The sequence below is a fragment of the Streptomyces sp. NBC_01197 genome (assembly GCF_036010505.1).
Taxonomy (GTDB): Bacteria; Actinomycetota; Actinomycetes; order Streptomycetales; family Streptomycetaceae; genus Streptomyces.
The window spans coordinates 4,077,134-4,101,732 of the sequence record NZ_CP108569.1; the positions used below are offsets into that span (position 1 = coordinate 4,077,134).

At 70.3% G+C, this 24,599-nt stretch carries 27 protein-coding genes; 20 read left to right on the forward strand and 7 right to left on the reverse strand.

Translation table 11 applies throughout. The features are described 5' to 3' along the window. The first annotated feature begins 104 nt into the window (after positions 1–104). The 3 genes from OG452_RS18630 (at position 105) to OG452_RS18640 (ending at position 3,091) form a co-directional block, all read left to right on the forward strand. Entirely contained in the window at positions 105–692 is a 588-nt protein-coding gene (locus OG452_RS18630) for an RsiG family protein (RefSeq protein WP_327296699.1), read from the forward strand. A gap of 43 nt (positions 693–735) precedes the next feature. After that, on the forward strand, positions 736–1,698 hold the full coding sequence (locus tag OG452_RS18635; RefSeq protein ID WP_327296700.1) for an asparaginase: 963 nt from the start codon (positions 736–738) through the stop codon (positions 1,696–1,698). Positions 1,699–1,798: 100 nt separating this feature from the next. After that, positions 1,799–3,091: a GNAT family N-acetyltransferase gene (locus OG452_RS18640; RefSeq protein WP_327296701.1), complete on the forward strand. Its 1,293-nt coding sequence runs from the start codon at positions 1,799–1,801 to the stop codon at positions 3,089–3,091. A gap of 42 nt (positions 3,092–3,133) precedes the next feature. On the opposite strand, the gene OG452_RS18645 is transcribed toward OG452_RS18640, so the two are convergent. Continuing rightward, positions 3,134–3,322, reverse strand: coding sequence for a hypothetical protein (locus tag OG452_RS18645; RefSeq protein ID WP_327296702.1), 189 nt, complete (start codon positions 3,320–3,322; stop codon positions 3,134–3,136). Between the two features lie 255 nt (positions 3,323–3,577). Here OG452_RS18645 and OG452_RS18650 point away from each other — a divergent pair, with 255 nt between their 5' ends. The 6 genes from OG452_RS18650 (at position 3,578) to OG452_RS18675 (ending at position 9,306) form a co-directional block, all read left to right on the forward strand. Further along, entirely contained in the window at positions 3,578–4,459 is an 882-nt protein-coding gene (locus tag OG452_RS18650; RefSeq protein WP_327296703.1) for a winged helix-turn-helix domain-containing protein, read from the forward strand. A gap of 1 nt (position 4,460) precedes the next feature. Next, complete coding sequence (locus tag OG452_RS18655) at positions 4,461–5,201, forward strand: HAD family hydrolase (RefSeq protein ID WP_327296704.1); 741 nt, start codon at positions 4,461–4,463, stop codon at positions 5,199–5,201. 165 nt (positions 5,202–5,366) lie between these two features. Continuing rightward, complete coding sequence (locus OG452_RS18660; RefSeq protein ID WP_327296705.1) at positions 5,367–6,653, forward strand: phosphotransferase; 1,287 nt, start codon at positions 5,367–5,369, stop codon at positions 6,651–6,653. 98 nt (positions 6,654–6,751) lie between these two features. Continuing rightward, the gene (locus OG452_RS18665) at positions 6,752–7,456 is read left to right on the forward strand and encodes an HAD family hydrolase (protein WP_327296706.1); all 705 of its coding nucleotides are present in this window, start codon (positions 6,752–6,754) and stop codon (positions 7,454–7,456) included. Between the two features lie 52 nt (positions 7,457–7,508). Further along, positions 7,509–8,180, forward strand: a complete 672-nt coding sequence (locus OG452_RS18670) for a TetR/AcrR family transcriptional regulator (RefSeq protein WP_327296707.1) — start codon at positions 7,509–7,511, stop codon at positions 8,178–8,180. A gap of 286 nt (positions 8,181–8,466) precedes the next feature. After that, positions 8,467–9,306 (forward strand): hypothetical protein, encoded by an 840-nt coding sequence (locus tag OG452_RS18675; RefSeq protein ID WP_327296708.1) that lies wholly within the window; start codon positions 8,467–8,469, stop codon positions 9,304–9,306. 45 nt (positions 9,307–9,351) lie between these two features. Here the strand turns inward: OG452_RS18675 and OG452_RS18680 are convergent, their stop codons facing one another. Continuing rightward, positions 9,352–9,972, reverse strand: a complete 621-nt coding sequence (locus tag OG452_RS18680; protein ID WP_327296709.1) for a cysteine hydrolase family protein — start codon at positions 9,970–9,972, stop codon at positions 9,352–9,354. Between the two features lie 260 nt (positions 9,973–10,232). Here OG452_RS18680 and OG452_RS18685 point away from each other — a divergent pair, with 260 nt between their 5' ends. The 4 genes from OG452_RS18685 (at position 10,233) to OG452_RS18700 (ending at position 12,742) form a co-directional block, all read left to right on the forward strand. Further along, positions 10,233–11,225, forward strand: a complete 993-nt coding sequence (locus OG452_RS18685; protein ID WP_327296710.1) for a GlxA family transcriptional regulator — start codon at positions 10,233–10,235, stop codon at positions 11,223–11,225. Between the two features lie 134 nt (positions 11,226–11,359). Then, positions 11,360–11,890, forward strand: coding sequence for a helix-turn-helix transcriptional regulator (locus tag OG452_RS18690; protein WP_327296711.1), 531 nt, complete (start codon positions 11,360–11,362; stop codon positions 11,888–11,890). Positions 11,891–11,900: 10 nt separating this feature from the next. Continuing rightward, positions 11,901–12,311, forward strand: a complete 411-nt coding sequence (locus tag OG452_RS18695; RefSeq protein ID WP_327296712.1) for a VOC family protein — start codon at positions 11,901–11,903, stop codon at positions 12,309–12,311. Between the two features lie 77 nt (positions 12,312–12,388). Further along, positions 12,389–12,742 (forward strand): MmyB family transcriptional regulator, encoded by a 354-nt coding sequence (locus OG452_RS18700; RefSeq protein WP_327299687.1) that lies wholly within the window; start codon positions 12,389–12,391, stop codon positions 12,740–12,742. A gap of 84 nt (positions 12,743–12,826) precedes the next feature. Here OG452_RS18700 and OG452_RS18705 read toward each other — a convergent pair whose 3' ends face one another. Further along, positions 12,827–13,303 carry a winged helix-turn-helix transcriptional regulator gene (locus tag OG452_RS18705; RefSeq protein WP_327296713.1) on the reverse strand — a complete coding sequence of 159 codons (477 nt, stop codon included), beginning with the start codon at positions 13,301–13,303 and terminating at the stop codon, positions 12,827–12,829. A 113-nt stretch (positions 13,304–13,416) separates the two neighbouring features. Between OG452_RS18705 and OG452_RS18710 the strand changes: the two genes are divergently transcribed. Beyond that, a complete protein-coding gene (locus OG452_RS18710; RefSeq protein WP_327296714.1) occupies positions 13,417–14,691 on the forward strand; it encodes an MFS transporter in 1,275 nt (424 codons plus the stop codon). Between the two features lie 81 nt (positions 14,692–14,772). Here the strand turns inward: OG452_RS18710 and OG452_RS18715 are convergent, their stop codons facing one another. After that, a complete protein-coding gene (locus tag OG452_RS18715; protein ID WP_327296715.1) occupies positions 14,773–15,885 on the reverse strand; it encodes an ABC transporter substrate-binding protein in 1,113 nt (370 codons plus the stop codon). Between the two features lie 276 nt (positions 15,886–16,161). After that, the gene (locus OG452_RS18720) at positions 16,162–16,686 is read right to left on the reverse strand and encodes an ATP-binding protein (RefSeq protein ID WP_327296716.1); all 525 of its coding nucleotides are present in this window, start codon (positions 16,684–16,686) and stop codon (positions 16,162–16,164) included. 260 nt (positions 16,687–16,946) lie between these two features. Between OG452_RS18720 and OG452_RS18725 the strand changes: the two genes are divergently transcribed. From OG452_RS18725 to OG452_RS18750, 6 genes are all read left to right on the forward strand, one after another. Next, positions 16,947–17,927, forward strand: coding sequence for an alpha/beta fold hydrolase (locus OG452_RS18725; protein ID WP_327296717.1), 981 nt, complete (start codon positions 16,947–16,949; stop codon positions 17,925–17,927). Positions 17,928–18,079: 152 nt separating this feature from the next. Beyond that, positions 18,080–18,487, forward strand: coding sequence for a YciI family protein (locus tag OG452_RS18730; RefSeq protein ID WP_327296718.1), 408 nt, complete (start codon positions 18,080–18,082; stop codon positions 18,485–18,487). Next, positions 18,484–19,653, forward strand: a complete 1,170-nt coding sequence (locus tag OG452_RS18735) for an RNA polymerase sigma factor (protein ID WP_327296719.1) — start codon at positions 18,484–18,486, stop codon at positions 19,651–19,653. Before OG452_RS18730 ends, OG452_RS18735 begins: the two co-directional genes overlap by 4 nt. Positions 19,654–19,781: 128 nt before the next feature. Further along, entirely contained in the window at positions 19,782–20,279 is a 498-nt protein-coding gene (locus OG452_RS18740) for a helix-turn-helix domain-containing protein (protein ID WP_327296720.1), read from the forward strand. 18 nt (positions 20,280–20,297) lie between these two features. Next, the gene (locus OG452_RS18745; protein ID WP_327296721.1) at positions 20,298–21,053 is read left to right on the forward strand and encodes a hypothetical protein; all 756 of its coding nucleotides are present in this window, start codon (positions 20,298–20,300) and stop codon (positions 21,051–21,053) included. Between the two features lie 169 nt (positions 21,054–21,222). Beyond that, entirely contained in the window at positions 21,223–21,567 is a 345-nt protein-coding gene (locus OG452_RS18750) for a DUF2516 family protein (protein ID WP_327296722.1), read from the forward strand. Between the two features lie 217 nt (positions 21,568–21,784). Here OG452_RS18750 and OG452_RS18755 read toward each other — a convergent pair whose 3' ends face one another. Both OG452_RS18755 and OG452_RS18760 read right to left on the reverse strand, forming a co-directional pair. After that, positions 21,785–23,017: a PP2C family protein-serine/threonine phosphatase gene (locus OG452_RS18755; protein ID WP_327296723.1), complete on the reverse strand. Its 1,233-nt coding sequence runs from the start codon at positions 23,015–23,017 to the stop codon at positions 21,785–21,787. A 340-nt stretch (positions 23,018–23,357) separates the two neighbouring features. Beyond that, complete coding sequence (locus tag OG452_RS18760) at positions 23,358–24,467, reverse strand: C40 family peptidase (protein WP_327296724.1); 1,110 nt, start codon at positions 24,465–24,467, stop codon at positions 23,358–23,360. Positions 24,468–24,599 lie beyond the last annotated feature (132 nt).

Below are 24,599 nucleotides of genomic sequence, written 5' to 3' on the forward strand. Positions count from 1 at the left end.
ATCCGGGGCCGAACGGGCGCGGAGAGTCGGCAGTGGCACCACCTGGAGTGGCACCATGCACGAGAGGCGGTGCACCGCACCGGTCGAGGGGACGGAATACGCATATGAGTACATCTGGCGCCGGGCAGTCGCCCGGTCCCGTATCCATGACCCGGATCAGCTCCGTGACACGAGCACCCGCGCAGCGTTCGGGCGCCGCGCTCCCGGCGGCCACCGAGCACGACATCGGCGGGCTGCGCCTGCCCGAACTGCGCACGCTGCGCAGGGACGCCCAGCGGGACGAGGCCGACCTCAGCTACGTACGCCGGATGCTGCACGGGCGGATCGACATCCTCCGCGCCGAGCTGTCCCGGCGCACGGGCCCGGAGTCCCCGGTCGTCGAGCGGCTCTCCGAGATCCTGGCCGACGTGCCCTCCTCGCACCGTTCGTCCGCCCGCCATGTGACGCTCTCGACGCCGCGCAGCGCCGAGAACAGCAAGCTGGCCGCCGACATGCTCGCCGAGGTCGAACTCTCCGATCTCTGCGCCCGTACGGACGAAGAGCTGCACAACGGAATGGGGCGCCTCGTCCGCTACGAACAGCAGGTATCCAGCCGCCGCCAGCACCTCCAGCGCACCGCCGACGATTGCAGCGCGGAGATCGCCCGCAGGTACCGTGAGGGCGAAGCGCAAGTAGACGACCTGCTCACCTGAGACGATCCTTCCGGTGAGCGGCCCCGTTCCCGGAAGGCCGACGATGACCGCCAGCACCACCGCCCCTGTATCCCCGGTCCTCGCCGAGGTCGTACGCTCCGGCTTCGTGGAAGGCCGGCACCGGGGCTCGCTGGTGGTGCTCGCGGCCGACGGGAGCATCGACTACGCGCTCGGCGACCCGTCGCTGCCCGTCTTCCCGCGCTCCAGCAACAAGCCGATGCAGGCGGCCGCCATACTGCGGGCCGGGCTCGACCTCTCGGGCGAGCGGCTGGCGCTGGCCTCGGCGAGCCACTCGGGCGAGGAGTTCCAGCGGGCGCTCGTGCAGAAGATGCTCGGTGAGTACGGGCTGCAGGAGAGCGATCTCCAGTGCCCCGCCGATCTGCCGCTGGACCCGGTCGAGGCCGAGGGATATCTCGCCGCGGGCCACGAGCGTGCGCGCGTCGCCATGAACTGCTCGGGCAAGCACACCGCGATGCTGGCCGTCTGCGCGCTGAACGGCTGGCCCTCCGACTCCTACCTCGACCCCTCCCACCCGCTCCAGCGGCTGGTGCTGACGGTGATCGAGGAGGCGGCGGGCGAGCCGGTGGTCTCGGTCGGTACGGACGGGTGCGGGGCGCCGCTGATGGCGATCAGCCTGGTGGGCCTGGCCCGTGCGTTCCGTACGTTCGTGCTGGCCCCGGAGGGGTCGCCGGAGCGCCGGGTCGCGGACGCGATGCGCGCCCACCCCGAGTACGTCGCCGGGACCCGCAGGCCCGACACCTGGGTGATGCGGGCGCTGCCGGGCGCGCTCTCCAAGATGGGCGCGGAGGCGGTCCAGGCGCTGGCGCTCCCCGACGGCCGGGCGCTCGCCTTCAAGGTCGACGACGGTGCGACCCGGGTGCTCGGTCCGGTGCTGGCGCGGACTCTGGAGCGGATGGGTGTGGAGAGCCCGGTGCTGGCCAGGCTGGCGGACGCGCCGCTGCTCGGCGGCACCGCGAAGGTCGGCGAGATCCGCGCGGCGGTCTGAAGCAGCTGGCCTGCGGCGGCGGTTCAACAGGACGTGGTTCACGGACGCCGGTCCGAAAATCGCGCGACAGTCCGAGGGATGGGTACTTACCGTGGCCACCATGGCAGTTGACGTCCACACGGTCTCCGAGTCCGAATACCGCGACTGGCTCCGCGCCTGTCACACCGGCTTCCTCCGGCCGCCGGTGGTCTCCGACGAGGAGGCGCGCAGCCGCCGTCCGAACATTGACCTGGCGCGCACCCAGGGGGCGTTCGACCGCGGACGCTGTGTGGGGACCTTCCGGTCCTTCGCGCAGGAGATCACCGTCGTCGGCGGGGCCTCGCTCCCGTCGGACGCGGTCACCAACGTCACGGTCACTCCGACGCACCGCAGGCGCGGGCTGCTCAGCCGGATGATGGCGGTGGACCTGGCGGCGGCGAAGGAGCGCGGGGAGGCGCTGGCCACGCTGATCGCCGCCGAGTACCCGATCTACGGCCGCTTCGGCTTCGGCCCGGCCGCCTGGGCGACCGACTGGACGGTCGACGTGCCACGCGCCGGACTCGACCCGCGCTGGTCCCGCCCGGAGTGCGCTCCGCTTCGCTCCGCCTCCGCCCGTGACAAGGACCTTTGCGGCGGAGCCGGCCGGATCGACTTGGTCGACGGCGCGGACGTACGGGAGCTCGGCCCCGAACTGCACGCCCGCTTCCGGCAGTCGCAGCCGGGCGCGACCAGCAGAAACGAGCGCTGGTGGGCTGTCAGGACCGGCCTGGAGCAGGTGCCGGGCCACCCGTGGACCGAGCCCTTCTACGCGGTCTACCGCTCGCCCCGGGGCGAGATCGACGGCCTGCTCGTGTACACCGCCGACGACCACTGGGGCGATGCCAAGCAGCCGCTCAACACCGCGGACGTGACGGACCTGATCGCCGTTTCCCCGGCCGCCGAGCGCGCCCTGTGGCACTTTCTCTGCTCGGTCGACTGGGTCACCACGGTGAAGGCCGGGCACCGGGGCCCGGACGATCTGCTGCCGTCGCTGCTGCCCGACCCGCGTGCGGCCCGGATCACCCAGCAGGCGGACTTCCTGTGGATCCGGCTGCTCGATGTCGTACGGGCGCTGGAAGCCCGTACGTACGAGGCGTCCGGCATCCTGGTACTGGAGGTCCGGGACCACGACGGGCTCTCGGCGGGCCGCTACCGGCTGGACGCATCGCCCGACGGAGCGGTGTGTGCGCCGACCTCCCAAGCGGCCGATGTGACGCTGGACGTGGGGGAGTTGGGAGCCCTGTATCTGGGTGATGCCTCGGCGGTCCGGCTCGCCGCGCTGGGCCGGATCTCGGAGGAGACGGCTGGTGCGGTCGCCGTCACCGAGGCGCTGTTCCGTACGGCGGTCCGGCCGTGGTGCCCGGACGGCTTCTAGTTCGCGGCAGGGTACCGCGACACTGGCGATTCTCGTCCGGCCTCAGCCGATCAGTGCTTTCACCTGGACGAAGAGCATGAAGGCGCCCAGACAACTGCACGGGACGCTGCCTGCCTTCACGCCGACGGTGAGCATGCCGAATCCGACGAGACCTGCGATTCCGAACGCGGACTGAACGGTCTGCTCGATGATGTATCCGAGTCCTGCGACCAGAAGAGCTGCGGTAGGCATGGGGTTCCCTCCTTCGGGATGGTGGGGAGCACCAGTTGCCTGCACACCGTTGTATCGGCTCGTATGCCCCGGGGAGAGGTTCTTGCAGTCAAGTACCAGACAAGTTGGCCTGGTTGGCCTGACGCTGGTATGCCCGCTGGTTACATGTCCGTAAACTTGTCCGGTGACTGGCCTGGTTGGTTGGCTGGAAAAGTGACCCTGCCTGTTTGGTCCTGTCAATTACGCCGAGGTGCCCGGTAGTTGTACGGTGGGGTGGTGGCCATACGTGACGCAGGCAGCACAGACGGCAGGAAGTTCCAGGTCATCGCGGACGACCTGCGGACCGAGATCGCCGACGGAGTCCACCGGGCGGGCCGCCAACTGCCCTCGCAGCGCGAACTCCAGGCCACCTACGGCGTTTCGCGTGAGACAGTCGGCCGGGCACTCGAAGTACTCAGGGCCGAGGGGCTGATCTCGTCCAGCCGGGGCCGCCCCGCGACCGTGACCGGCGGCTCCGCTCCGGCGTCCGCCGCACACTCCGTACCGTCCGCGCAGCCCGCGCAGGTCACCCTCCAGCCCAGGCTGCGGGCCGCCTTCGAGGCCGACGAGATCACGATGGACGTGCTCTCGCTGACCTCCGAGACGATGGCCCAGCACCTCGGCGCGCAGGTCGCCCGGATCAGCGACGGCGAGATCCGGCCGCAGAGCATCGCGCTACGGCTGATGCTCCCCGACATCACCGGGATGCGGCTCGCCTTCCCGCGGGGGGTCGAGGACCCCGACGACGACCGGCCGCGCAAGCGCCACCGCAACATGGTGATCAACCACGCCAGGTCGCTGCGCCACTCGCTGCTGCGACTGCGCCACCAGGGACTGGTCCCCGAGGTCTCGGTGCAGATCCGGACCGTGCCCTTCACCCCGCCGCTGAAGTTGTACCTGCTGAACAAGGACCAGCTGCTGGAGGGCTACTACACCCTGGAGCAGTGGACACCTGAGCCCATCGACGGCGTGGAGGTCACCATCCTCGACTCGCTCGGTGTGGGCGCGACGCTCTTCCCGTACACCAAGCCCGGACAGGCACTGAAGGTGGAAGCGGCGCAGAAATTCTTCGACTCCTACTGGGACCAGTTGGCCCAAGATGCGGATTTCGGCGACTGACGTGCTGCCTTCCTCCGATGCCACCTCCACTTCCACTTCCGCCCTTGATCCCACATCCGTTCCAGGGCTGCGGGCGCTGCTCTCCCGGGCCTCGCTGGTCCTCTGGGACTTCGACGGGCCGGTCTGCGGGCTCTTCGCCGGGCTGCGTGCCCCCGCGATCGCCGCCGAACTGCGCGCCATGGCCGCCGTACGGCTGCCGCACTGGTCGGAACCCGACGAGCCGCACGATCCCCTCGCGGTGCTCCGGCGGGCGCACGACGCCTTCCCCAGCGACCCGGACGGGCTGGTCTCCGCCCTGCGCAAGCGGCTGGAGGAGCTGGAGACGGAGGCGGCGGCCACCGCGGAGCCCACGCCCGGCGCGTTCGACCTGATGGAAAGGCTGCTGGCGGCCGGCAAGCAGCTGGTCATCGCGACCAACAACAGCGAGGCCGCCGCCCGCGCCTATCTGGAACTGCACGGAATCGAGGGGTACTTCGGTGCGGTCGTCGGGCGGCACGACGACCCGCGGCTGATGAAACCGCATCCGTACTGTCTGGAGCGGCTGCTGGCGGAGACCGGTACGGCTGCCGCCGACGGGCTGATGATCGGGGACTCGCCCGCCGACGCTCTCGCCGCCGCCTCGACCGGCGTCCCGTTCGTGGGGTACGGCACCGGGGCCGCGAAGCTGCTGCGGCTCAGGGACGCGGGCGCGGAGTGCTTCGTGACGGGCCTGGCCGCCATGACGGAGGCGGTCGGGGAGTAGCCGGGCGGTGGCTGCCGGTAAGGGCGACGACCGGGGCGCGGCCGTTGCTGCAACTCCCTTTTGCCTCCGGGGGTTTGAGGCTATCCGTAGCCTTGGGTATGAAGGTGGGCAGCGGCCAGGGACGGACCGCCGGCGAGCTTCCGGTCACGAGAGCGCAGGAGCCGCATGCCTGATGTAGCCCGCGGCGCCTCCGGCCGCACGGCCGACAGCTGGGACCTGCTGTACCGAGCCGCCGCTGAGGGGGAGCCCCTCAGCGGCTACTACCACCGGAACTACCGGGTGGGGCTGCCGCCCGAGCTCGCCGACGCGGTGTCGCTCCCCGCCGGTACGCCGGTGAAGGTGCGCGCGCCCATCCCCGAAGCGGTCCAGTTCAATCTGCGGATCTGGCCGGAGGGCGAACTGCTGCGCGCCATTGCGGGGCGGGTGGACGGCAGTCCGCGGGTGCTCGCCGACCGGCCGGGCTTCACCGTGCACTCCTTCGCGCAGGGCGTGCCGCTCTCCGGTCGGGGCGGGGCCGGGCTTCGCCAAGGGCGCGGTTACGCGGCGCAACTGGAGACGCTCTTCCGGCAGACGGCCGCCGTCCCGTTCGACGCGTTGCCGCCGCTGCCCGGCGGCTGGCCGGCGGACGGGGACTGCGCCGGGTTTCTGCGTACGCTCGTCGACTTCACCGAGTCCGAGGTCAAGGGCCGCAGCAGCCGGGCCCATCAGGAGCTCTTCGCCGCTCTCGGGGTGGCGGACGGTGCGCTAGGGAGGCTGCGGGAGCGGGCGGCGGGGCTGAGTGAGCGGCCGTTCACGCTGCTGCACACGGACGCCCACGCCGGGAACCTGATCGTCGGACCCGGCCAGGAACTCTCGCTGATCGACTGGGAGTTGGCGCTCTACGGCGACCCGGTCTACGAGATCGCCGCCCATCTCGGGCGGATGCGGTACGCCACCGGCGGCCGGCGGAGGTCCGCGCTCAGGGCGTGGCGGTCCGCGGTAGCGGTGAGCTGCCCCGGCGCGCTGAGCGGCCACCGGGGCGCGCTGCGGGTCTATCTGGACTTCGAGCGGCTGCTCTCCGTCTACATCGATGTGATCCGGCTGACGCTGGCGCTGCCGCACCGGGCGGGCCCGGCGGAGCTGACGGCGACCGCGGAGCGGATCCTCGTCCTGCTCGCCGCCGCGCGGGGGCCGCTCGGGTTGCGCAGGGTGCCTGATACGGAACGGATCGCTGCGGCCTGCGCAGTGTGGCAGCGGAACGAGAGGGAGGTCCCCCGGATGTGGAACGGTACGGCGGAGACCGGCGTCTTGACGTACGGACAGCAGCGTTCGCAGAAGGATCCGCAGAAAGATCCGCGGAGAGAACCACAGAGAAGTCCGCGGAGAAAGCGGAACGTGGTGGAAGAGCCGCAGAAGTGGTTCGATGCAGTCAGGACTGCGAAGGGTCCGGACCTGGGGAGCCTGTCCGAATGACTGCAGAGGCGACTGACACGACTGGCACGGCTGTTCCGGCCGGCGCAGCCAACCCGGCTGACCCGGACGGCACGACGAGAAGCGAACAGGCGGTATCCGTGATCCGTGAGAACCTCCGAGACCGGATCACCACGACACGCTATGTGCTGTTCGGCTTCGACGGCCCGCTCTGCCGGCTGTTCGGCCCGAGCGCCGAGCGGGCCGCTTCCGACGGGATGCGGACCTTCCTGGAGGAGCGCGGGATCACCGCTCTCGCCCCGGAAGCGGACCTCGGCGGGCTCGCCGCTCCGCTCGACATCCTGCGTACGGTCGGGGCGCTCCACCCGGGCAGCGATCTCGTGGCCGACCTGGAGGAGTGGCTGACGCGCCACGAGCAGCGCGCCGTCGCCGGGGCGTGGCCCACGATGTACGCGGACGGCGTCGTCCGCACCTGGACTGCGACCGGCGGCCGGCTGGCCGTCACCACGAACCACTCGTCCCGGGCGGTACGCGAGTATGTGACGGGCCGGGGCCTCGCGGAGTGCTTCGGGCAGCACATCCACGGCCGGGCTGCGACGGACCTTCGACTGCTCAAGCCGCACCCCCACACCCTGGAGCAGGCGCTGACGGGGCTGGGCGCGGACCGCGCGACGACGCTGGTGATCGGCGACTCGGTGCCGGACCTGCGGGCGGCCCAGGAGGTCGGCCTGCCGTTCCTCGGCTACGCCACGAACGACGCGGCCGTCGATGAACTCGCCTCGGCGGGCGCCGACCTGGTGCTCAACACCTGGGAGCCGGTCCTGGACATCCTGTGGGGCCGGTAGGGCCTTCCGTCCGGATCAGGCCGGGTCCGTCCATTGCGTACGCTCATCCGTCATGAGCGGCGAGATGGGCTTGCGCGAGCACAACCGGCAGCGGACGTACTGGGCGATCTCCAACGCCGCGATCCGGCTCTTCCTGCAGAAGGGGTACGACGCGGTGCCGGTGGCGGAGGTGGCGGCGGCGGCCGGGATCTCCAAGCCCACGCTCTTCCGGTACTTCCCGGCCAAGGAGGACCTGGTCCTGCACCGGTTCGCCGACCACGAGCGGGAGGCGGCCGGTGTGGTGGCGGGGCGGCCGGCCGGGCGGCCGCCACTCGACGCGCTGCGGTTGCACTTCCTCGACGGCCTCGGCCGGCGCGACCCGGTGACCGGGCTCAACGACGCGGATGAGGTGCTGGCCTTCCACCGGCTGCTGTACGGAACGCCCGCACTCGTCGCCCGGATTTACGCGTACACCAGCCGCTCGGAGGACGCGCTGACGGAGGCCCTGGTGGGGGCGGCGGATGTGGCGGCGGACGAAGGAGCGCAGGGGGCGGAGCTCGGGGCGCGGCTGGCCGCCGGGCAGATCGTCGCCGTCCAGCGGATTCTGGCCATGGAGAACTGGCGGCGGATCGCGGCCGGTGAGAGCGCCGACCAGGTGTACCCCGACGCGGTGACCGCAGCGGAGCGGGGATTCGCGCAGCTGCGGGAGGGGGTCGGGGACCCGCCCGCCCGTATGTGGCGCTGACCCGGACGGCTTGCCCCGCCGGACTCACGGCTCCTTCGCCGGGGCCGGGTGCACCCCTGGAAGCAGCTATGGCGCATATTGAGGACCATGGTTGAGCAGGCGGCGGCAGAGGCCGGCCGAACAGAGGAGGGGCGCGGGAATGCCGTGACCCGCCCGCCGGTCTTCGCCGATGGTTGCGGGTGCCGGGCGGCCACCTGTTGGCTGTGCGGGTTGAGTTTGGCCGCGTGAGGCCGGCTGCGTGAGTTCGGCTGCCTGGGTTCGGGCTGCCTGAGTTTTGGCTGCGTGAGTGGGGACGACATTGGACATCGTGGTGGAGTTCGACCGGGAGCCCCGGGCGGAGCACCTGTTGTGGCAGGAGCTGTGCGCGGGGCTGCCCGCCGGTACCCCGGCGCCCGGTGGGAGCCGCCGCCCGCACCCCGGGACACTGGGCGTCGCGACCGCCCGCTCGGGCGATGGCGCACTGCTCGGGTGGGCCCCCGTGTTCACCGGCCAGGATCCGGACGCGGCGACCGTCGAGTGGCTGCTGGTCTCCCGGGAGCGCGAGCGCATCGTGCACGGCAGTGTCGCCGAGCCCGACGGTACCGGCGACGAGGAAGCCGTCCTGGTCGCCCTCTTCCGTGCGGCGGCCCACGCGGCCCGCACGGCCGGCTTCCGCGCGCTGGACTGGCTGGACCGGGGCGACACCGGTGCGGAACTGGATGCCCGCGCGGCGGCTGAGCTGGAGGCATCCATCCACCGGGAGCTGGGCCGCAAGTGGGGCGTCTCGGTGCTGGCCCGCTGGCAGCGCCCCGACGGCCTGCCCGCCGTACGGACCCGCCGGGCGCCCCGGGGCACAGGGTGGCAGGGCCTGGAACTGCTGACGGCCGACGGACGGACGGCGGCCCGGATCGCCACTGTGGTCGCGGGACCCGAGGTGTACATCGAAAGGGTCGCCCACCACGGCGTCGACGCACCCGAACTGGGCTCCCTGGTGGCGGACTTCGTCGAGCAGATCCGCGAGGACCACCCCTCGGTGGAGTCCTTCCGGGTCCGCGAGCTGGACGACGAGGTGCTGGGCGCGGCGCTCAAGTCGGCCAAGCTGCGGATCAACGAACGCTGGTGGCAGTACCGGCTGCCGCTCACCTAGCCGAGGCGCTCCCGGGGCTCCCGGGGCCCTTGAGGGATTCAGGGTTCAGAGATCCCCGGATGTGACGACGACGCCGTAGAGGTCGGTGATCGTCGCGAGCGCGCTGCGGTGGATCTGTTCCGCGCTCAGCTCGGTGCCTGCTTGGGTGCCTGCCTCGGTGCCTCCCTCGGTGCCTGCCGAGGGGAGCGGGCGGGTCGCGCAGGCGTCGGCGACGACGGTGGGCCTGTTTCCGCGCAGGAAGGCTCCCTCGGCGGTGAACGTCACGCACATGTGGGTCATGAACCCGGCGATGATGACGTCCTTGTGGCCTGCGGCGTCGACGTGCTCGCCCAGGTCGGTGCCGACGAAGGCGTTCGGGGCGTTCTTGACGACGACGGGCTCGCCCTCGACCGGAGCCACGGAGGGGTGGATCCGGCCGGCCTCCGCCCGGATGTCGTACGGGGTGCCCGCACCGCCGTCGTGGATGACGTGGATGACCTTCGCACCGGCCTCCCGGGCCCGCCCCAGCAGCGCGGCGGCGGAGTCGAGCGCGGCCCGCCAGCCCGTCAGCTCCAGCACACCACCGACGTAGGTGTTCTGGTAGTCGACAAGGATCAGGGTCGCATCGGCGAGCGACGCGGGTGTCTCGTCGAAACCGTTCAGCTCGCGCAGAGTCGTCGTAGCCATGGAAGTACCGCCTCAGGTGTCACATGCCGGATGTCGCGCGCTCGGTGAGCCGCGCCCAGCTCGGTAGCTGCGCCCAGAACGCTACGGCCGCCGGAGAGTGTCGGCAATGTCGTCTAACATGCAGATCCAGACATCGGCGATTCAGACACCAGCGATTCAGTCATCACTGATTCAGACATCACTGATCCAGCCGCCGCCAGCGCTGTCGACATCGCTGTGGCCTTCCATGAGCCGGACCGGCCGACCGGGCGGAGACCCCCATGAGTGTCCTCGAACGACTTGTCGTGATCGTCCTCTTCGAGGGCGTTGACCTGCTCGACATCACCGGGCCACCGGAGGTGTTCTCCCTCGTACAACGGGAGACGGACGGCGCGACGGGTTACGAGGTCGTCCTCGCGGCCGAGACCCTGGACCCTGTCACCACATCGGCGGGTGTGCGCGTACTTCCCGACATCACCTTCCACGAGGTGTCCACGCGGAGCATCGACACCCTCCTGGTCCCGGGGGCGGTCGAAGTCGACAGCCACCGCCGTGTCCACGCCCTCACCGATCACGCCGTGGTCGGCTGGGTGCGGACGCTCGCCGCCAGGACACGGCGGGTCACGTCCGTCTGTGTCGGGGCGCATCTCCTCGCCGCCGCCGGACTGCTCGACGGCAAGCGCGCCACCACGCACTGGTCGACCGCGCAGCAACTGGCCGACGATCACCCGGGTGTCGAGGTCGACGCCGACCCGATCTTCATCCGCGCGGGCGACGTATGGACCGGCGCGGGAATCAGCGCCTGCCTTGACCTGGCACTCGCCCTGGTCGCCGACGATTTCGGTGAGGCCCTGGCGCTGCGGGTCGCCCGGCAGCTCGTGATGTATCTGAAGCGGCCGAGCGGGCAGAGCCAGTTCAGCGTGCCCCTCGAACCGGTCTCCACGACACGGCGGGTGGAAGAGATCCGCCACCACATCATGCGCAACATCGGCGAGCGGCTCACCGTCGCGGACCTCGCCGCGTACGCCCATGTCGGCGAGCGGCAGCTCACCCGGATCTTCAAGGCCGAACTCGGTATGACCCCGAGCGCCTACGTAGAGTCGGCCCGCGTCGAGGTGGCGCGCAACCAGCTCGAATCCACCGATGCGACCCTCGATCGCATCGTGTCCACGTGCGGCTTCGGTACGACGGACACCCTGGTAAGGGCATTCCGCCGACGGCTCGACACGACACCGACGGAGTACCGGCTCCGGTTCCGCGCCACTGCGGGCTGACACCGGCAGCCGAGGCGGTCACGTCAGTTCGCGCAGGTCAGAAAGGTTTCAGTGCGCCGTCCGCCGGTTCATCGGCCGGTTCATCCGCTGGTTCATCCGGGGGTCTGTCAGTGCCTGGCGGTAATCTGGAACCCATGAAATCGCGTGGTCTCGAGCACCTCGTGCAGCTGCGCCGGGCACGGGATCTGATCGACCGGGAGTACGCGCGTCCGCTCGACGTGCCGACGATGGCCCGGCACGCGCTCATGTCACCGGGACACTTCTCGCGACAGTTCCGGGCGACCTACGGCGAGACGCCGTACAGCTATCTCATGACCCGCCGTATCGAGCGGGCGATGGCGCTGCTGCGCGGCGGTACGAGTGTGACCGACACGTGCATGGAGGTCGGCTGCAGTTCGCTCGGCTCGTTTAGTTCGCGGTTCAGCGAACTCGTGGGGGAGTCGCCGACGGCGTACCGCGCCCGCGAGCATGGCGCCGTCACGGCGATGCCCCCGTGCGTGGCGAAGGTGCGCACCCGGCCGGTCAGGGGCGCCCCGACCGGCGGCAAAAGGACGGCAGACGCACAGAACGGCGCTGTACGGCCCGGCGACGCACGGCCCGGCGGCGCACAGCCCGGAACCGAATCGGGCAGGATTGAAGAAGCGGGCTCATCGGCCGCCATCTAGCGTTGGTCCCATGACCATTGCGCTCCAGTACTGCCACATCACCGTGAACGACCCGGACGAGGCCCTCACCTTCTACCGTGACGCGCTCGGCCTTGAGGTGCGCAACGACGTCGCGTCGGGCGACTTCCGCTGGGTCACCCTTGGCAGCGCCTCTCAGCCCGGCCTTGAGATCGTGATCTCGGAACCGCACGCCGGCCGCTCCCAGGCCGACGGCGACGCCCTGCAGGAACTGCTCACCAAGGGCGTCCTGCCGAACATCGTCTTCTGCTCCGACGACCTCGACGCGACCTTCGAGAAGTTGCTGGAGTCCGGCGCGGAGGTGCTCCAGGAGCCCATCGACCAGCCCTGGGGGCCGCGCGACTGCGCGTTCCGTGACCCCTCCGGCAACATGGTGCGGATCTCCCAGGCGCCGAAGGCGTAGCCGCGCGCCCGTCGCTCGTCGACTGGGTCTGGGGGGAGCGCCCGCCCGCCGACGCGGCGAACGCCCTGCACCGCTTGGTGTCCGGGCTGCGGAAGGCACTGCCGTACGGGGCGATCGAGAGGCACCGGGACGGCTTCCGGCTGACGGCGCAGCCCGACGCCGTCGACGCCTGGTCGTCCGGCTCGACGGGTTGCGCCTGGTGGGCCGACCAGAACGTGTATCGGCACACGCATGGCAGCAAACACTTCCACCACCCGATCGTCGGCCCGCTCACCCTCAATTACGAGTCCCTCACCCTGCCCGCCGACCCAGACCAGCGGCTGAGTGTCTACACCGTCGAGGCAGGCACCAGCTCCGAAGAGGCGCTTCGGCTACTGGCCACGTGGATACGGCAGCCCGAGCCCTCGAAGGGGCAGCACGCAGAGCATTAGAGGCCCGCCGGTCCGCGGGAAGCGGTCGGCCGCAGTGGCCGCGTCCCATGAGCCGGGATGGGCGTTGTGCCACACCGGCAAAGGTCAAAACTCAAGCTCGCCGTGTCGCTCGCCGACCTTGCGCACGTGTGAAGTCGTTGCCGTGACGGGCCGCCCCTTCTGGTCCAGAACGTGGAAGCGGGGCATTTCGCGTCCGTCGCGGTCGGTCAGAACGGAGTGGTCCTCGCCGGGAGCGAAGGCGTGGTCTTCCCCCCACTGCCTGAGCGCGACAATGACGGTGAACAATTCCCGCCCGGCGTCGCTGAGTTGGTACGTGTACCGCTTGGCTCCCGGGGGCGCGCTCGTAACGAGGATGCCGTGCGCGGTGAGCTTCCGTAGCCGGTCGCTGAGGATGTTGCGGGCGACGCCGAGGCGGCTCAGGAAGTCGGTGAACGACGTCGCGCCGTCCATGGCGTCACGGACGATGAGCAGGCTCCACCGGTCGCCCACGAGGTCGACCGTGCGCGCGACCGGGCACGTCGGGTCGGTCCACTTCTGATCGGTTGGCACCGCGTCCGTCATCGGACTCCTCCGGTATCGGTTGCAGATCAAAACCATTATGCCTTACGCTCAAAACGGTTTCACATCGCAACCAATCAATAGGTCGACTGATCGGCCAATGGGGGTGGGCAGAGATGTCGTCGACGATCACAAGCGGTCAGCGTTTCGTCCTGGCGTCGGTGTGCGCGGTGGCGGTGTCCACGATCTACGCGATCCAGCCGGTGCTGGAGGCTGCGGGCAGCGATCTCGGGCTGGCCGGGTCAACGCTGGGTTGGCTGGTCGCTGTCGGCCAACTCGGTTATTTCGCTGGGCTCGTGCTGCTGGTGCCGCTCGGGGATGTCCTCAACCGGCGCACGCTGATCGTCGGGCATCTGATGCTCACCGGCGCAGGTGCGACGATCACGTCTCTCGCACCCAGCGGAGTGGTCGCCGGGGTCGGCCTGGCGGTCGCGGGCCTGTTCGCGGTGGTTGTGCAGATCACGGTGGCCTACGTCGCGGCCACCTCACCGGAAGGCGAGCGCGGCCGCAACATCGGCACGGTCACCTCGGGGGTGGTGCTCGGGATCCTCGCCGTCCGCGTGCTCGCGGGCGTGCTGGGTGAAAGCGTCGGCTGGCGGGCCGTCTACGCCGTACTTGCCGTCCTCTGCATCGCTCTCGCCCTGGTCGCGCAGGTGGCCCTGTACTCCGACGCGCGACCCGCGCGAGCCCGCTACCGGGACGCCCTCGCCACCGCGGGGCGTCTCGTCGTCACCGACCGGCTCTTCCTCAGCCGGGGGCTGATCGCTTTCTTCCTGTTCGCGTCCTTCGGCACCCTGTGGAGCGGGCTTGCTCTGCCGTTGGGGGCCGCACCCTGGCATTTCGGCACGACGGCCGTCGGGCTGTTCGGTCTGGCCGGCCTCGTCGGCGCCGTGGCCGCCTCGCGCGCGGGCGCCTGGGCCGACGCGGGGCGTGCCCGGGCCGTCACCGGCTGGTCGCTGGCGCTCCTGGCCGCGTCCTGGGCGCTCACCACGCGGACGACACCGACCCTGTGGCTGCTCATCACGGGCGTCGTACTGCTGGACTTCGCGGTCCAGGCCGTGCACGTGAGCAATCAGCACCTCCTCACCGCCGCGCACCCCGAACGCTCCAGCAGCGTCATCGGCGCCTACATGGCCTTCTACTCACTCGGCTCCGCCCTCGGCGCCACCACTACGACATGGGCGTACACCGCCGCGGGGTGGTGGGCGTCCTGCCTGCTCGGCGCGGCTTACGCCGTCGCCGCGCTGGCCGTGTGGACACTCGCACGGCGCGCTACGGCTTCGCTTCTCGTGGACCCGGTCCCGGAGCCGCCCTCGCCCTCGCCCCCGCCGCCGCCCCCGGCCTCGGCTTCGGCTTCGGCTTCGGCTTCGGCTTCGCAGAAGCTTGCGTGACGCCGTAGTCCCGTCCGTACCCCCGACGCGTACGCCCCCGGGCCTCCGCTCCGCAGAAGTCGGCCGTATCCCGGCCCTCTCTCAGCCGGAGTGAAGGACCCGGAAACGACCGGGTTCCGCCGGATCTCGATCAACGACTTGGACCGGCGCCCAAGCCCACTGCCACACGCTGATGCCCGGCGGGCGGGAGAACTGGATCTGTCCGCGGGTGCCTTCGATCGCGACGCGCGGCCAGTCTGCCGCAGTTCGTGCCCGGTCCGCGCCGTGCGAACGCAGTACATCGGCGAGGACGGCGACCGTGTCGTAGCCCTCGAAGGCGACGAAGGAGGGCGCTTCGCCCAGCTGTTCGCGGAGGGCCGTACCGACGCGTGCACCGAGTGGGCCGGCGCGCTCGGGCAGGTAGCGCAGGAACGGGATCGAGGCGCCCTCGTCGCCCAGCGCCGTCGCCCATTCGTTGAACTCCGGTTGCCCGGCCGGAGCACCGATCATGACCCCGGCGAGGCGCTGGTCGCGGCGGACGGACTTGACGATCGACACGGCCGGCTCCGGGTGGCCGACCAGAAGGAGGAGGGCTGTCGCGCGCTGGTCGACGAGTGCGTCGCACACGGCCGCGGGGGTGAGCGCGCCCATGTCGAGTTCGGTGACGGTGCCGCCGCGAGGAGCGAGGTAGTCCCGCAGAATGCGGGTCCCGGACGCCCAGTAGACGCTCGGCTGGGCTGCCACGGCGATTCGGCTGTGGCCCGCGCCGAGGAGGAAGTCCGCGTAGATCTGCCAGCCATGGGACTGCGCAGGGGCGATGCGTGCGACCCATTCCGTCGGCTGGTCGGTGAGCGTGTCGAGAACCGCTGACGAGCAGAGGAACGGCAGGCAGAGGGCGTCGGCCCTGGCGGCAGCGGCGCGAGCGACGACGCTGTGATACTCCCCGGCCACGGCAGCCACGCCCAGACGAGCCAACTCATCAACGGCAGCCGCGGCCTTCTGCGGATCAGCCGCGGTGTCCCGGACCACCAGTTCCAGTGGCGTTCCGGCGATCCCGCCGGCGTCATTGACTTCGCGAACGCCCAGCTGCAGTCCGGCGAGCAAGTGCCGGCCTGCCTCGGCCCAGCCGGGCCGAGTCAGCGGAACGAGAACGCCGATCCGGATGGCCGGGGCGTCAGTTGGCCCTGACTCAAAGTCGGAAGGTGGGGTACTCATGTGCTGGCGTCTCCTGTGTGACGATGCGGCGGCAACTTGTCCGGATCCCAGACGGTCAAGGCCCCGTAGTACGCGTTCATCCCATCGCGTCTCACCGTGGCGGCCGCACCTGGGTGACCATGCCGGACATTGCATCCACCACCATCGCCGACAGGCAACCGATTATTTGTTCACTGAACCGCCGGGACAAGCGCACGGTGACGGGCACCTTTCCCGCTCGACCGCGGGCAGTTGCCTTCTGGGCCGGCGAGCAGGGCGCGGGCGTCACCAAGCCCCTCAACTCTTGACGGCCTTCGCGATCTGCAAGGCGGCCTGGGCGGGCGTGAGGTGCGTGGTGTCGACGACCTCGGCCTCGTTGTGCAGCCATGTGCGGGCCGCCTCGGCGTAGGGCTCAAGGTACTGGAGGCGGAACGTGGAGTTGGGGCCGACAACAGTGTCGCCTGCGATGCGCCCGCGCAGGGTGTCCTGGTCGGCGTGGAGGACAAAGTGCCGTACTGGAATGGCATGTTGGGCGAGGCCCGTGCTGATCTCGCGCCAGTACTGCTCGACCAGGACAGTCATGGGCATCACCAGGGTGCCGCCGGTGTAGTCGAGTACGCGCCAGGCGGTCTCGACGACCAGCTGCCGCCATGGCGGCCAGTGCTGGAAGTTGTCAGCCCACGGAAGCCCCGGTGTGATGTCCATGAGCGTTTCGCCGACCTTCTCGGCGTCGAACACCCGTGAATCCGGGAGGAGCCGCTGCACGAGCGCACTGGTCGTCGTCTTGCCTGCGCCGTGGGTGCCGTTGAGCCATACGATCATTGTGCTGACGCTAGCGGCGTGCGGACCGCGTGTCGGTGCCGATCACGTCACAGAACGGCGCGGCAGAAACCCGGTACGGCTTCGGCGTCCTGGCCGGAGAACATCGGAACGTGTGAGGCAGGCCACCCGGAACGGTCGCCCGGAACCGTCGCCCCACATCGCTTTGCCGAACCGGCAACGAGACTCGTACCGCCGCGCCGCTACTCGCATGATGGGGGACCGGACTTGCCGTACGGCAAGTCGAGAAACTTGGAGGGTTCATGTCGCAGCAGGCCACGGAAGTCACGCACCGGTTGGTGTCCTCGCCCGCTGGCCGGATCCACTTGGTGGAGCAGGGCACCGGGCCGCTGGTGCTGCTCGTGCACGGGTTCCCGGAATCCTGGTACTCCTGGCGCCACCAGCTGCCGGCCCTGGCCGCGGCCGGGTACCGCGCGGCCGCGATCGATGTCCGCGGCTACGGCCGCTCCTCCAAGCCCGGCGACCCCGAGGCGTACCGGATGCTGGAGCTGGTGGAGGACAACGCCGCCGTGGTGCACGCCCTGGGTGAGCAGTCCGCGGTGATCGTCGGCCACGACTGGGGGTCGCCCATCGCCGCCAACTCCGCCCTGGTCAGGCCGGACGTCTTCCGCGCGGTGGGGATGCTCAGTGTTCCGTACGCCCCGCGCGGCGGGCCGCGGCCCAGCGAGGTTTTCGCGAAGGTGGGCGGGGACGACGAGTTCTACGTCTCCTACTTCCAGGAGCCCGGCCGGGCCGAGGCCGAGATCGAGTCCGACGTGCGCGGCTGGCTCGCGGGCCTCTACGCCGCCCTGACCCCCGGAACCATGCCCGCGTCCGACGCGCCCGACCCGCACTTCGTCAGCCGGGGCGGGAGAATGCGCGACCGTTTCCCCGCCGGCCGACTGCCCGGCTGGCTCAGTGAAGGCGATCTGGACGTCTTCGCCGGGGAGTTCGAGCGGACCGGCATGAGCGGGGCGCTCAACCGCTACCGGAACATGGACCGGGACTGGGAAGATCTCGCCGACTTCGACGGCGCCCCCATCACCCAGCCGTCCCTGTTCGTCGGTGGCGGCCAGGACGCCTCCACCATGTGGATGGCCGATGCGATCAAGGCCTACCCCACCACTCTGCCCGGCCTGGTCTCCTCCCGGATCCTCGACGACTGCGGCCACTGGATCCAGCAAGAGCGCCCCGCCGAGATCAACGCGCTCCTGACCGACTGGCTCGCCTCCCTGCCCGCCTGAAGCCTCTCCGGAAACCGGGGCGGGCCGGCCGAAGCGCGGCGTCTTGAAGCCCGCCAGAAAAATTCCGCGATGGGATGTCGAGAACCGGCGCGTGGCTCCGTCCCTGGAGTGAACGCGGCCACAATGGGCCGTACCGCACCGAGGAGAAGATGATGGCCAAGTACCTGCTGCTCAAGCACTACCGGGGCGCGCCGGCGGCGGTCAACGACGTGCCGATGGACCAGTGGGAGCCGGAGGAGGTGTCGGCCCACATGCAGTACATGCGTGACTTCGCCGCCCGGCTTGAGGGCACCGGCGAGTTCGTCGACGGTCAGGCGCTCTCCCCGGAGGGCACGTTTGTCCGCTACGACGGCGAGGGGCGGCCGCCGGTCACCGACGGCCCGTTCGCGGAGACCAAGGACCTGATCGCCGGCTGGATGGTGATCGACGTCGAGACCTACGAGCGCGCGATCGAGTTGGCCGGCGAGTTGTCCGCTGCTCCGGGCGCGGGTGGGAAGCCGATCCACGAGTGGCTTGAGGTGCGCCCGTTCTACGGCGAGCAGCCCACGACCACCGAGTGAACGAGTCGCTGCTCCGGGAGCTGGTGCCCGCGGTGATCGGTGTTCTTGTCCGTCGCGGAGCCGACTTCGCGGCGGCCGAGGACGCCGTGCAGGAGGCCCTGGTCGAGGCGGTGCGCGGGTGGCCGGACGACCCAGGCTCTTCGAGCGAGGGACACCCCGTGCGGGACCCGAAGGGCTGGCTGGTCACGGTGGCCTGGCGCAAATTCCTCGACGCGGTCCGCGCCGATACCTCCCGGCGGCGGCGAGAGGAGGTGGTCGAGGCCGAGCCCCTGCCCGGCCCCGGTGAGGCGGTGGACGACACGCTTCAGCTGTACTTTCTGTGCGCGCACCCGTCCCTGACACCGGCCTCGGCCGTCGCGCTCACACTGCGCGCGGTCGGCGGTCTGACCACGCGGCAGATCGCTCGGGCCTACCTTGTGCCGGAGGCGACCATGGCGCAGAGGATCAGCAGGGCCAAGCGGACCGTCTCCGGCGTCCGGTTCGAACAGCCCGGTGACGTCGCCACGGTGCTGCGCGTGCTCTACCTGGTCTTCAACGAGGGCTACTCCGGCGATGTCGACCTCGCCGCCGAGGCGATCCGGCTCACTCGCCAACTCGCGGCCAGGACCAGCCAGGAGGAGGTCGCGGGCCTGCTGGCGCTCATGCTGCTCCACCACGCACGGCGCCCGGCACGGACCGGCCCGGACAGCAGGCTCGTGCCGCTCGCCGAGCAGGACCGCAGCCTGTGGAACACCCAACTGATCACCGAGGGCGTCGAGATGCTCCAGGCCGCCCTCGCCCGCGACCGCCTGGGCGAATTCCAGGCGCAGGCGGCCATCGCCGCGCTCCACGCCGACGCCCAGGCGGCCGAGGAAACCGACTGGGTGCAGATCGTCGAGTGGTACGACGAACTGGTGCGCCTCACCGACAGCCCAGTGGCCCGCCTCAACCGCGCCGTCGCGGTAGGCGAGGCCGACGGCCCGCGGGCCGGCCTGGCCGCGCTGGTGGGGCTCGACCCCTCCCTGCCCCGGCACACTGCCGTCGCGGCATACCTGCACGAGCGTGATGGTGATCGAGTGACCGCAGCCCGGCTCTACGCCCAAGCGGCCCGATCAGCGCCCAACGTCCCCGAACGCGACCATCTGACGCGACAGGCCGCCCGGCTCAACGCGCAACTGCGCAGGTGAGCGGCGAACTGTCGGGGAAGCCGACTGGGGAACCGCTCGCGGCGGCGACGGGACAGACAGGAGTGGCATGACACACTTTTGCAAGCGCCTGCTTGCAAAAGTTAGCGACATGAGTGCAGCATGGCCGTATGGCATCACTCAACGTCGGCAATCTCGGTGAGTACCTGCGCGAGCAGCGGCGCACCGCGCAGCTCTCCCTGCGCCAGCTTGCTGACGCGGCCGGGGTGTCGAATCCGTATCTGAGTCAGATCGAGCGCGGCCTGCGTAAGCCCAGCGCGGACATTCTCCAGCAGCTGGCGAAGGCGCTGCGGATCTCCGCGGAGACCCTGTACGTCCAGGCCGGGATCCTTGATGAGCGGGAGCGGGACGAGCTGGAGACGCGCGCCGTCATTCTGGCCGACCCCTCCATATCCGAGCGCCAGAAGCAGGTGCTGCTCCAGATCTACGACTCGTTCCGCAAGGAGAACGGGCTCGAACCGGATGCGGCCCGCACGGCGGACACCGGCCTGGCGGACGGCAGTGATGCCGCGCAGCCGCCACAGCGCGCAGCGCACGAAGAACACGAAGCGCACAGAGAAGTACGCGAAGAAGTACGCAAACCACGCGACGACCACGAACAGAACTGATCCGGGAGGACCACAGTCATGGCCATCACCGATGACCTGCGTAAGACCCTCACCGACCCGACCCCCCTCTACTTCGCGGCCGGCACGGCCGACCTCGCCATGCAGCAGGCCAAGAAGGTGCCCGGGCTGCTGGAGAAGTTCCAGGCCGAGGCGCCCGCGCGTATCGACGCGGTGCGCAACACCGACCCCAAGGACGTCCAGGACCGCGTGACCACGCAGGCGAAGGAGGCGCAGGCCACCGTCACCGCGAAGGTCAATGAGGTCATCGGGGCGTTCGACACCGACCTGAAGAAGCTGGGCGAGACCGCGCAGGACCTGGCGCTGCGCAGTGTGGGCGTGGCCGCGGAGTACGCGGTCCGGGCCCGTGAGACGTACGAGAAGGTCGCCGAGCGGGGCGAGCAGTCCGTACGGCAGTGGCGTGGCGAGGCCGCCGACGACATCGTCGTGTTCGGCACCGTCGTCGAACCGGATGCCCCGGCCAGGTCGAAGTCAGGGACCAAGGCGGCGGGCAAGGCCACGCCCAAGTCCAGGACCGAGACCAAGGCCGCGCCGAAGCCGGGAGCGAGGAGCGAGCCGGCCAGGGCCGAGTCACGTATCGCTCAGCCCCGGACCGGGGCCAAGCCCGCGTCCTCGTCCTCGGCCGCCCCTTCGCCCGCGCCGGCGACTGCCCCGAAGTCCGAGGTGAAGGCCGAGGCCAAGCCCGCCGCGGCCCGGAAGAGCGCCGCCCCCCGCGGCACGACGGCGAAGAAGAACACGCCGCCGGCCGGGAAGTAGGACCCCGGGCGACCTGGGGAAGCAGGCGTCCGTTTCGCTCCGGAGGGATTCGGAGGGATTCGGACGGATTCGGATAGGTCGGGCCGGGCCGGGCACCTCCTGGGTGCCCGGCCCGTTCTCCCGGTAGCTTGGCCGTGTTGATGGCCGGTCGAACAGGCGGTGTTGCACAGTGTTGATGCAGGGTTTCGCAGGGTTGATGTCGCTGTTGAGTCTGGCGCTGATCCTTTTCAGCGGCTTCGCGCTGGTGGACGCGGTGATCCGCCGGGAGGACGCGTACCGCGCTGCGAGCAAGCAGACCAAGCCGTTCTGGCTGATCATCCTGGCCATCGCGTTCGTGGTGAACTGGCTGTTCCCGATTCTGTCGTTCCTGCCCGTCATCGGGCTGATCGCGACGATCGTCTACATGGTGGACGTGCGCCCCGCGGTCCGGCAGATCTCGGGCGGTGGCCGTGGCCGCAGAGGCGGCGGCTCCAGCAGCGACGGACCGTACGGCCCGTACAACGGCGGGCGATAGCCGGCCCCGCTGCCCCTCCCGACCACCGGCACGACGCATGACGCACCACGCATGACGCACGATGCGCCCCGGACGCCACTGGCGTCCGGGGCGCGTCCGTTCGGCCGGCTACTGATCCGGTCGCCTGCCGACCAGACCAGACCAGACCAGACCAGACCAGATCAGACCAGACCAGATCAGACCAGACCAGATCCATCCCGACTCGACCCGCCCAGTCCTACCGGCTCATACTCCGTCGGCGCTCCAGCAGCAGGACCGCCACGTCGTCGGTGAGCTCGCCGCCGTTCAGTTCGCGGACCTCCGCCACCGCCGCCTCCAGCAGACTCTCGCCGCACAGGCCCCCCGTCAGCTGCCGGTCGATCATCTCGACCATGCCCTCCTGGCCGAGCCGCTGCGTCCCCTGGCCGATCCGGCCCTCGATCAGGCCGTCCGTGTACATCAACAGGTTCCAGGAGCCGCCGAGTTCGACCTGGCGCCGGGGCCACCGGGCCTGCGGGAGCAGGCCGAGCGCCGGGCCGCCGTCCTCGTGCGGGAGGAGCTGCGCGGTCCCGCCGTCGCGGGAGACCAGTGGGGCGGGGTGGCCCGCCAGGCAGAGCCCGGCATGGCGGCCGTCCGGGGCGATGTCGACCGTGCAGAGCGTGGCGAACAGCTCCTCGCTCTCCCGCTCGTGCTCCAGCACCTGCTGGAGCGTGGAGAGCAACTGGTCCCCGCAGAGCCCGGCGAACGTCAACGCCCGCCAGGCGATGCGTAGTTCCACCCCCAGCGCGGCCTCGTCGGGGCCGTGCCCGCAGACGTCGCCGATCATCGCGTGCACGGTCCCGTCGGGTGTCCGCACCACGTCGTAGAAGTCGCCCCCGAGCAGCGCGCGCGAGCGGCCCGGCCGGTACCGTGCGGCGAAACGCAGGTCAGAGCCGTCCAGGAGTGGCGTCGGGAGCAGGCCGCGCTCCAGACGGGCGTTCTCCTGGGCGCGCAGCCGGGACTCGGCCAGCTTGTAGTGCGCGGTGTCGGCGCGCTTGCGCTCCACCGCGTACCGGACGGCACGGTTCAGCAGTCTGCCGTCCAGCTCCTCGCGGAGCAGGTAGTCCTGCGCCCCGACCCGGACCGCGTCCGCCGCGCTCTCCACATGACCGGACGTGGCAAGCGCCAGCACGGCGTGACCGGGCGCCAGCTTGAGGACATGGCGGAGTACGGACAGCTCGTCGTCCGCGTCCGCTCCAGGCAGTGCCAGGTCGAGCAGGATGCAGTGCACGTCGTCCGTGAGCAGCCGCTCGGCCTCGGTGAGGTTCCGTGCGGTACGGACGCGTACCCGCGTTCCGGAGGCGTCGAGCAGCTCCGGGACCGTAAAAGTGCCCGCTGGATCGTTCTCGATCACCAGCAGCGTCAGGTCGGTGCTGCCGGTGGAGTCCGGTCCCCTGGTCTGGTGGGGCAGAACGGTCTGACCGTTCTCCATCGCTTCGGTTTCCTTCCCTCCCCCCGAGGGCGCGGTGGAACGCCAGTCGACGTACCACCAGACGGGGACCTTAGCGGTTGGCGGGGCCACAGCGGAATGGCGCCGGAGAAACCTCCGGGGTCATATGCCCTCTCCCGGCCCGCATCCGGCGGTTTGACGGTGTGCCGACCCATGACGAACGTCACTCGGTTGCCCGGCCGGCCGGGGGTGACGCACGCCACGGACAGCGCGGCAGGGGAGGGCGGGGGGAGGCGGTGCGGAGGAGGACGGGACCGGGCAGAGCGGGACCGGGCAGGGTGAGACCGCCGGGACGACCGGGAGGCGGGTGCGGCGGGTGCGGCTACTTGTCCGGCCGGACCACGCCGAGGATCGGCATCGAGCCCGCACCGCCGATCGTGACGTTCCTGCCGGGCCGCGGCGCGTTCACCATCGCCCCGTCCCCGATGTACATCCCGACGTGGGTCGCGTCCGAGAAGTAGATGATCAGGTCCCCGGGCCGCATGTCCTTCACCTGGACGTGCGGCAGCTGCTTCCACTGCTCCTGCGAGGTGCGCGGGATGGGGGCCCCGGCCGCCGCCCACGCCTGGGAGGTCAGCCCGGAGCAGTCGAACGAATGCGGCCCCGCCGCGCCCCACACGTACGGCTTGCCGATCTGGTCCGTGGCGAACTTGACCGCCTTCTTGCCCTCGGCGCTCGCCTTGTTGTCGATCTCCTTGAGGATTCCCGAGCTGAGCCAGGCCGTCTGCGCCTTGAACTCCTGATCTTCCTCAAGCTTCTTGAGCCGTGCGCGTTCCTTCTTGGCCAGGCCCGATTCGAGCTTCTTGGCCGCTTCGATCTTCTGCTGGATGTCCTTCTTCTTCTTGGCCTGCTTCGCACGGTTGGCGTCCAGCTTCTGCCACTGGTCGCCGGCGTCCTGGGTGTAGGCCGTCAAGTCCTTCTGGGTCTGGTCCATTTCGGCCAGTAGGTTCTTCTGCGCCTGCTGCCCCGAGCGCAGCCGGTCGGCGCCGTCGAGGAAGCTGTCCGGGTCGCCGCTGAGCATCAGCTGCGCCGCGGGAGGCAGACCGCTGTCCCGGTACTGGGCACGGGCCTCGGCGCCCGCCTGCTTCTTCAGCGCGGTGATCCTCGACTGGCCCTGCACGATGCGCTGGGCCAGCTTCACGATCTCGGACGACTGCTTCTCGGACTGCTCCGTGGCCAGGTTGTACGCGTCGGTGGCGGCCCCGGCCTGGCGGTAGAGGTCGTCGATCTTCTGACGGACGGCTTCGAGGCGCTCGGTACCGGAGCCCGCAGAACCGGAGCCCGCAGAGCCAGTCCCGGAGCCCGAAGAGTCAGAGCCCGAAGACCCGGAGCCCGATGGCCTGGGATCGGCGTACGCGGCAGTCGGCGCGGTCAGTATGGTCAGTGCGCAGACCAGCGTGATCGCGGCGGCGACACAGCGGCGTCGGTTCACGAGCTCCCCCTCCAGAGCTGATTTACCGTCAGTAACTTAGGTGGCTGGCGTGATGGTGCCATGCCCTGCGCGAATGCGACAGAGGCGTACAACAACTCCCCGGCCCCACCCGTGCTCCCGCGTCACCCCCTG

Coding starts and splice junctions, on each gene's coding strand:
- OG452_RS18710 (WP_327296714.1), top strand. CDS start 13,417: ATGTCGTCGACGATCACAAGCGGTCAGCGTTTCGTCCTGGCGTCGGTG.
- OG452_RS18670 (WP_327296707.1), top strand. CDS start 7,509: ATGAGCGGCGAGATGGGCTTGCGCGAGCACAACCGGCAGCGGACGTAC.
- OG452_RS18630 (WP_327296699.1), top strand. CDS start 105: ATGAGTACATCTGGCGCCGGGCAGTCGCCCGGTCCCGTATCCATGACC.
- OG452_RS18715 (WP_327296715.1), bottom strand. CDS start 15,885: ATGAGTACCCCACCTTCCGACTTTGAGTCAGGGCCAACTGACGCCCCG.
- OG452_RS18645 (WP_327296702.1), bottom strand. CDS start 3,322: ATGCCTACCGCAGCTCTTCTGGTCGCAGGACTCGGATACATCATCGAG.
- OG452_RS18685 (WP_327296710.1), top strand. CDS start 10,233: ATGAGTGTCCTCGAACGACTTGTCGTGATCGTCCTCTTCGAGGGCGTT.
- OG452_RS18635 (WP_327296700.1), top strand. CDS start 736: ATGACCGCCAGCACCACCGCCCCTGTATCCCCGGTCCTCGCCGAGGTC.
- OG452_RS18730 (WP_327296718.1), top strand. CDS start 18,080: ATGGCCAAGTACCTGCTGCTCAAGCACTACCGGGGCGCGCCGGCGGCG.
- OG452_RS18755 (WP_327296723.1), bottom strand. CDS start 23,017: ATGGAGAACGGTCAGACCGTTCTGCCCCACCAGACCAGGGGACCGGAC.
- OG452_RS18725 (WP_327296717.1), top strand. CDS start 16,947: ATGTCGCAGCAGGCCACGGAAGTCACGCACCGGTTGGTGTCCTCGCCC.
- OG452_RS18690 (WP_327296711.1), top strand. CDS start 11,360: ATGAAATCGCGTGGTCTCGAGCACCTCGTGCAGCTGCGCCGGGCACGG.
- OG452_RS18640 (WP_327296701.1), top strand. CDS start 1,799: ATGGCAGTTGACGTCCACACGGTCTCCGAGTCCGAATACCGCGACTGG.
- OG452_RS18740 (WP_327296720.1), top strand. CDS start 19,782: ATGGCATCACTCAACGTCGGCAATCTCGGTGAGTACCTGCGCGAGCAG.
- OG452_RS18695 (WP_327296712.1), top strand. CDS start 11,901: ATGACCATTGCGCTCCAGTACTGCCACATCACCGTGAACGACCCGGAC.
- OG452_RS18720 (WP_327296716.1), bottom strand. CDS start 16,686: ATGATCGTATGGCTCAACGGCACCCACGGCGCAGGCAAGACGACGACC.
- OG452_RS18680 (WP_327296709.1), bottom strand. CDS start 9,972: ATGGCTACGACGACTCTGCGCGAGCTGAACGGTTTCGACGAGACACCC.
- OG452_RS18660 (WP_327296705.1), top strand. CDS start 5,367: ATGCCTGATGTAGCCCGCGGCGCCTCCGGCCGCACGGCCGACAGCTGG.
- OG452_RS18745 (WP_327296721.1), top strand. CDS start 20,298: ATGGCCATCACCGATGACCTGCGTAAGACCCTCACCGACCCGACCCCC.
- OG452_RS18705 (WP_327296713.1), bottom strand. CDS start 13,303: ATGACGGACGCGGTGCCAACCGATCAGAAGTGGACCGACCCGACGTGC.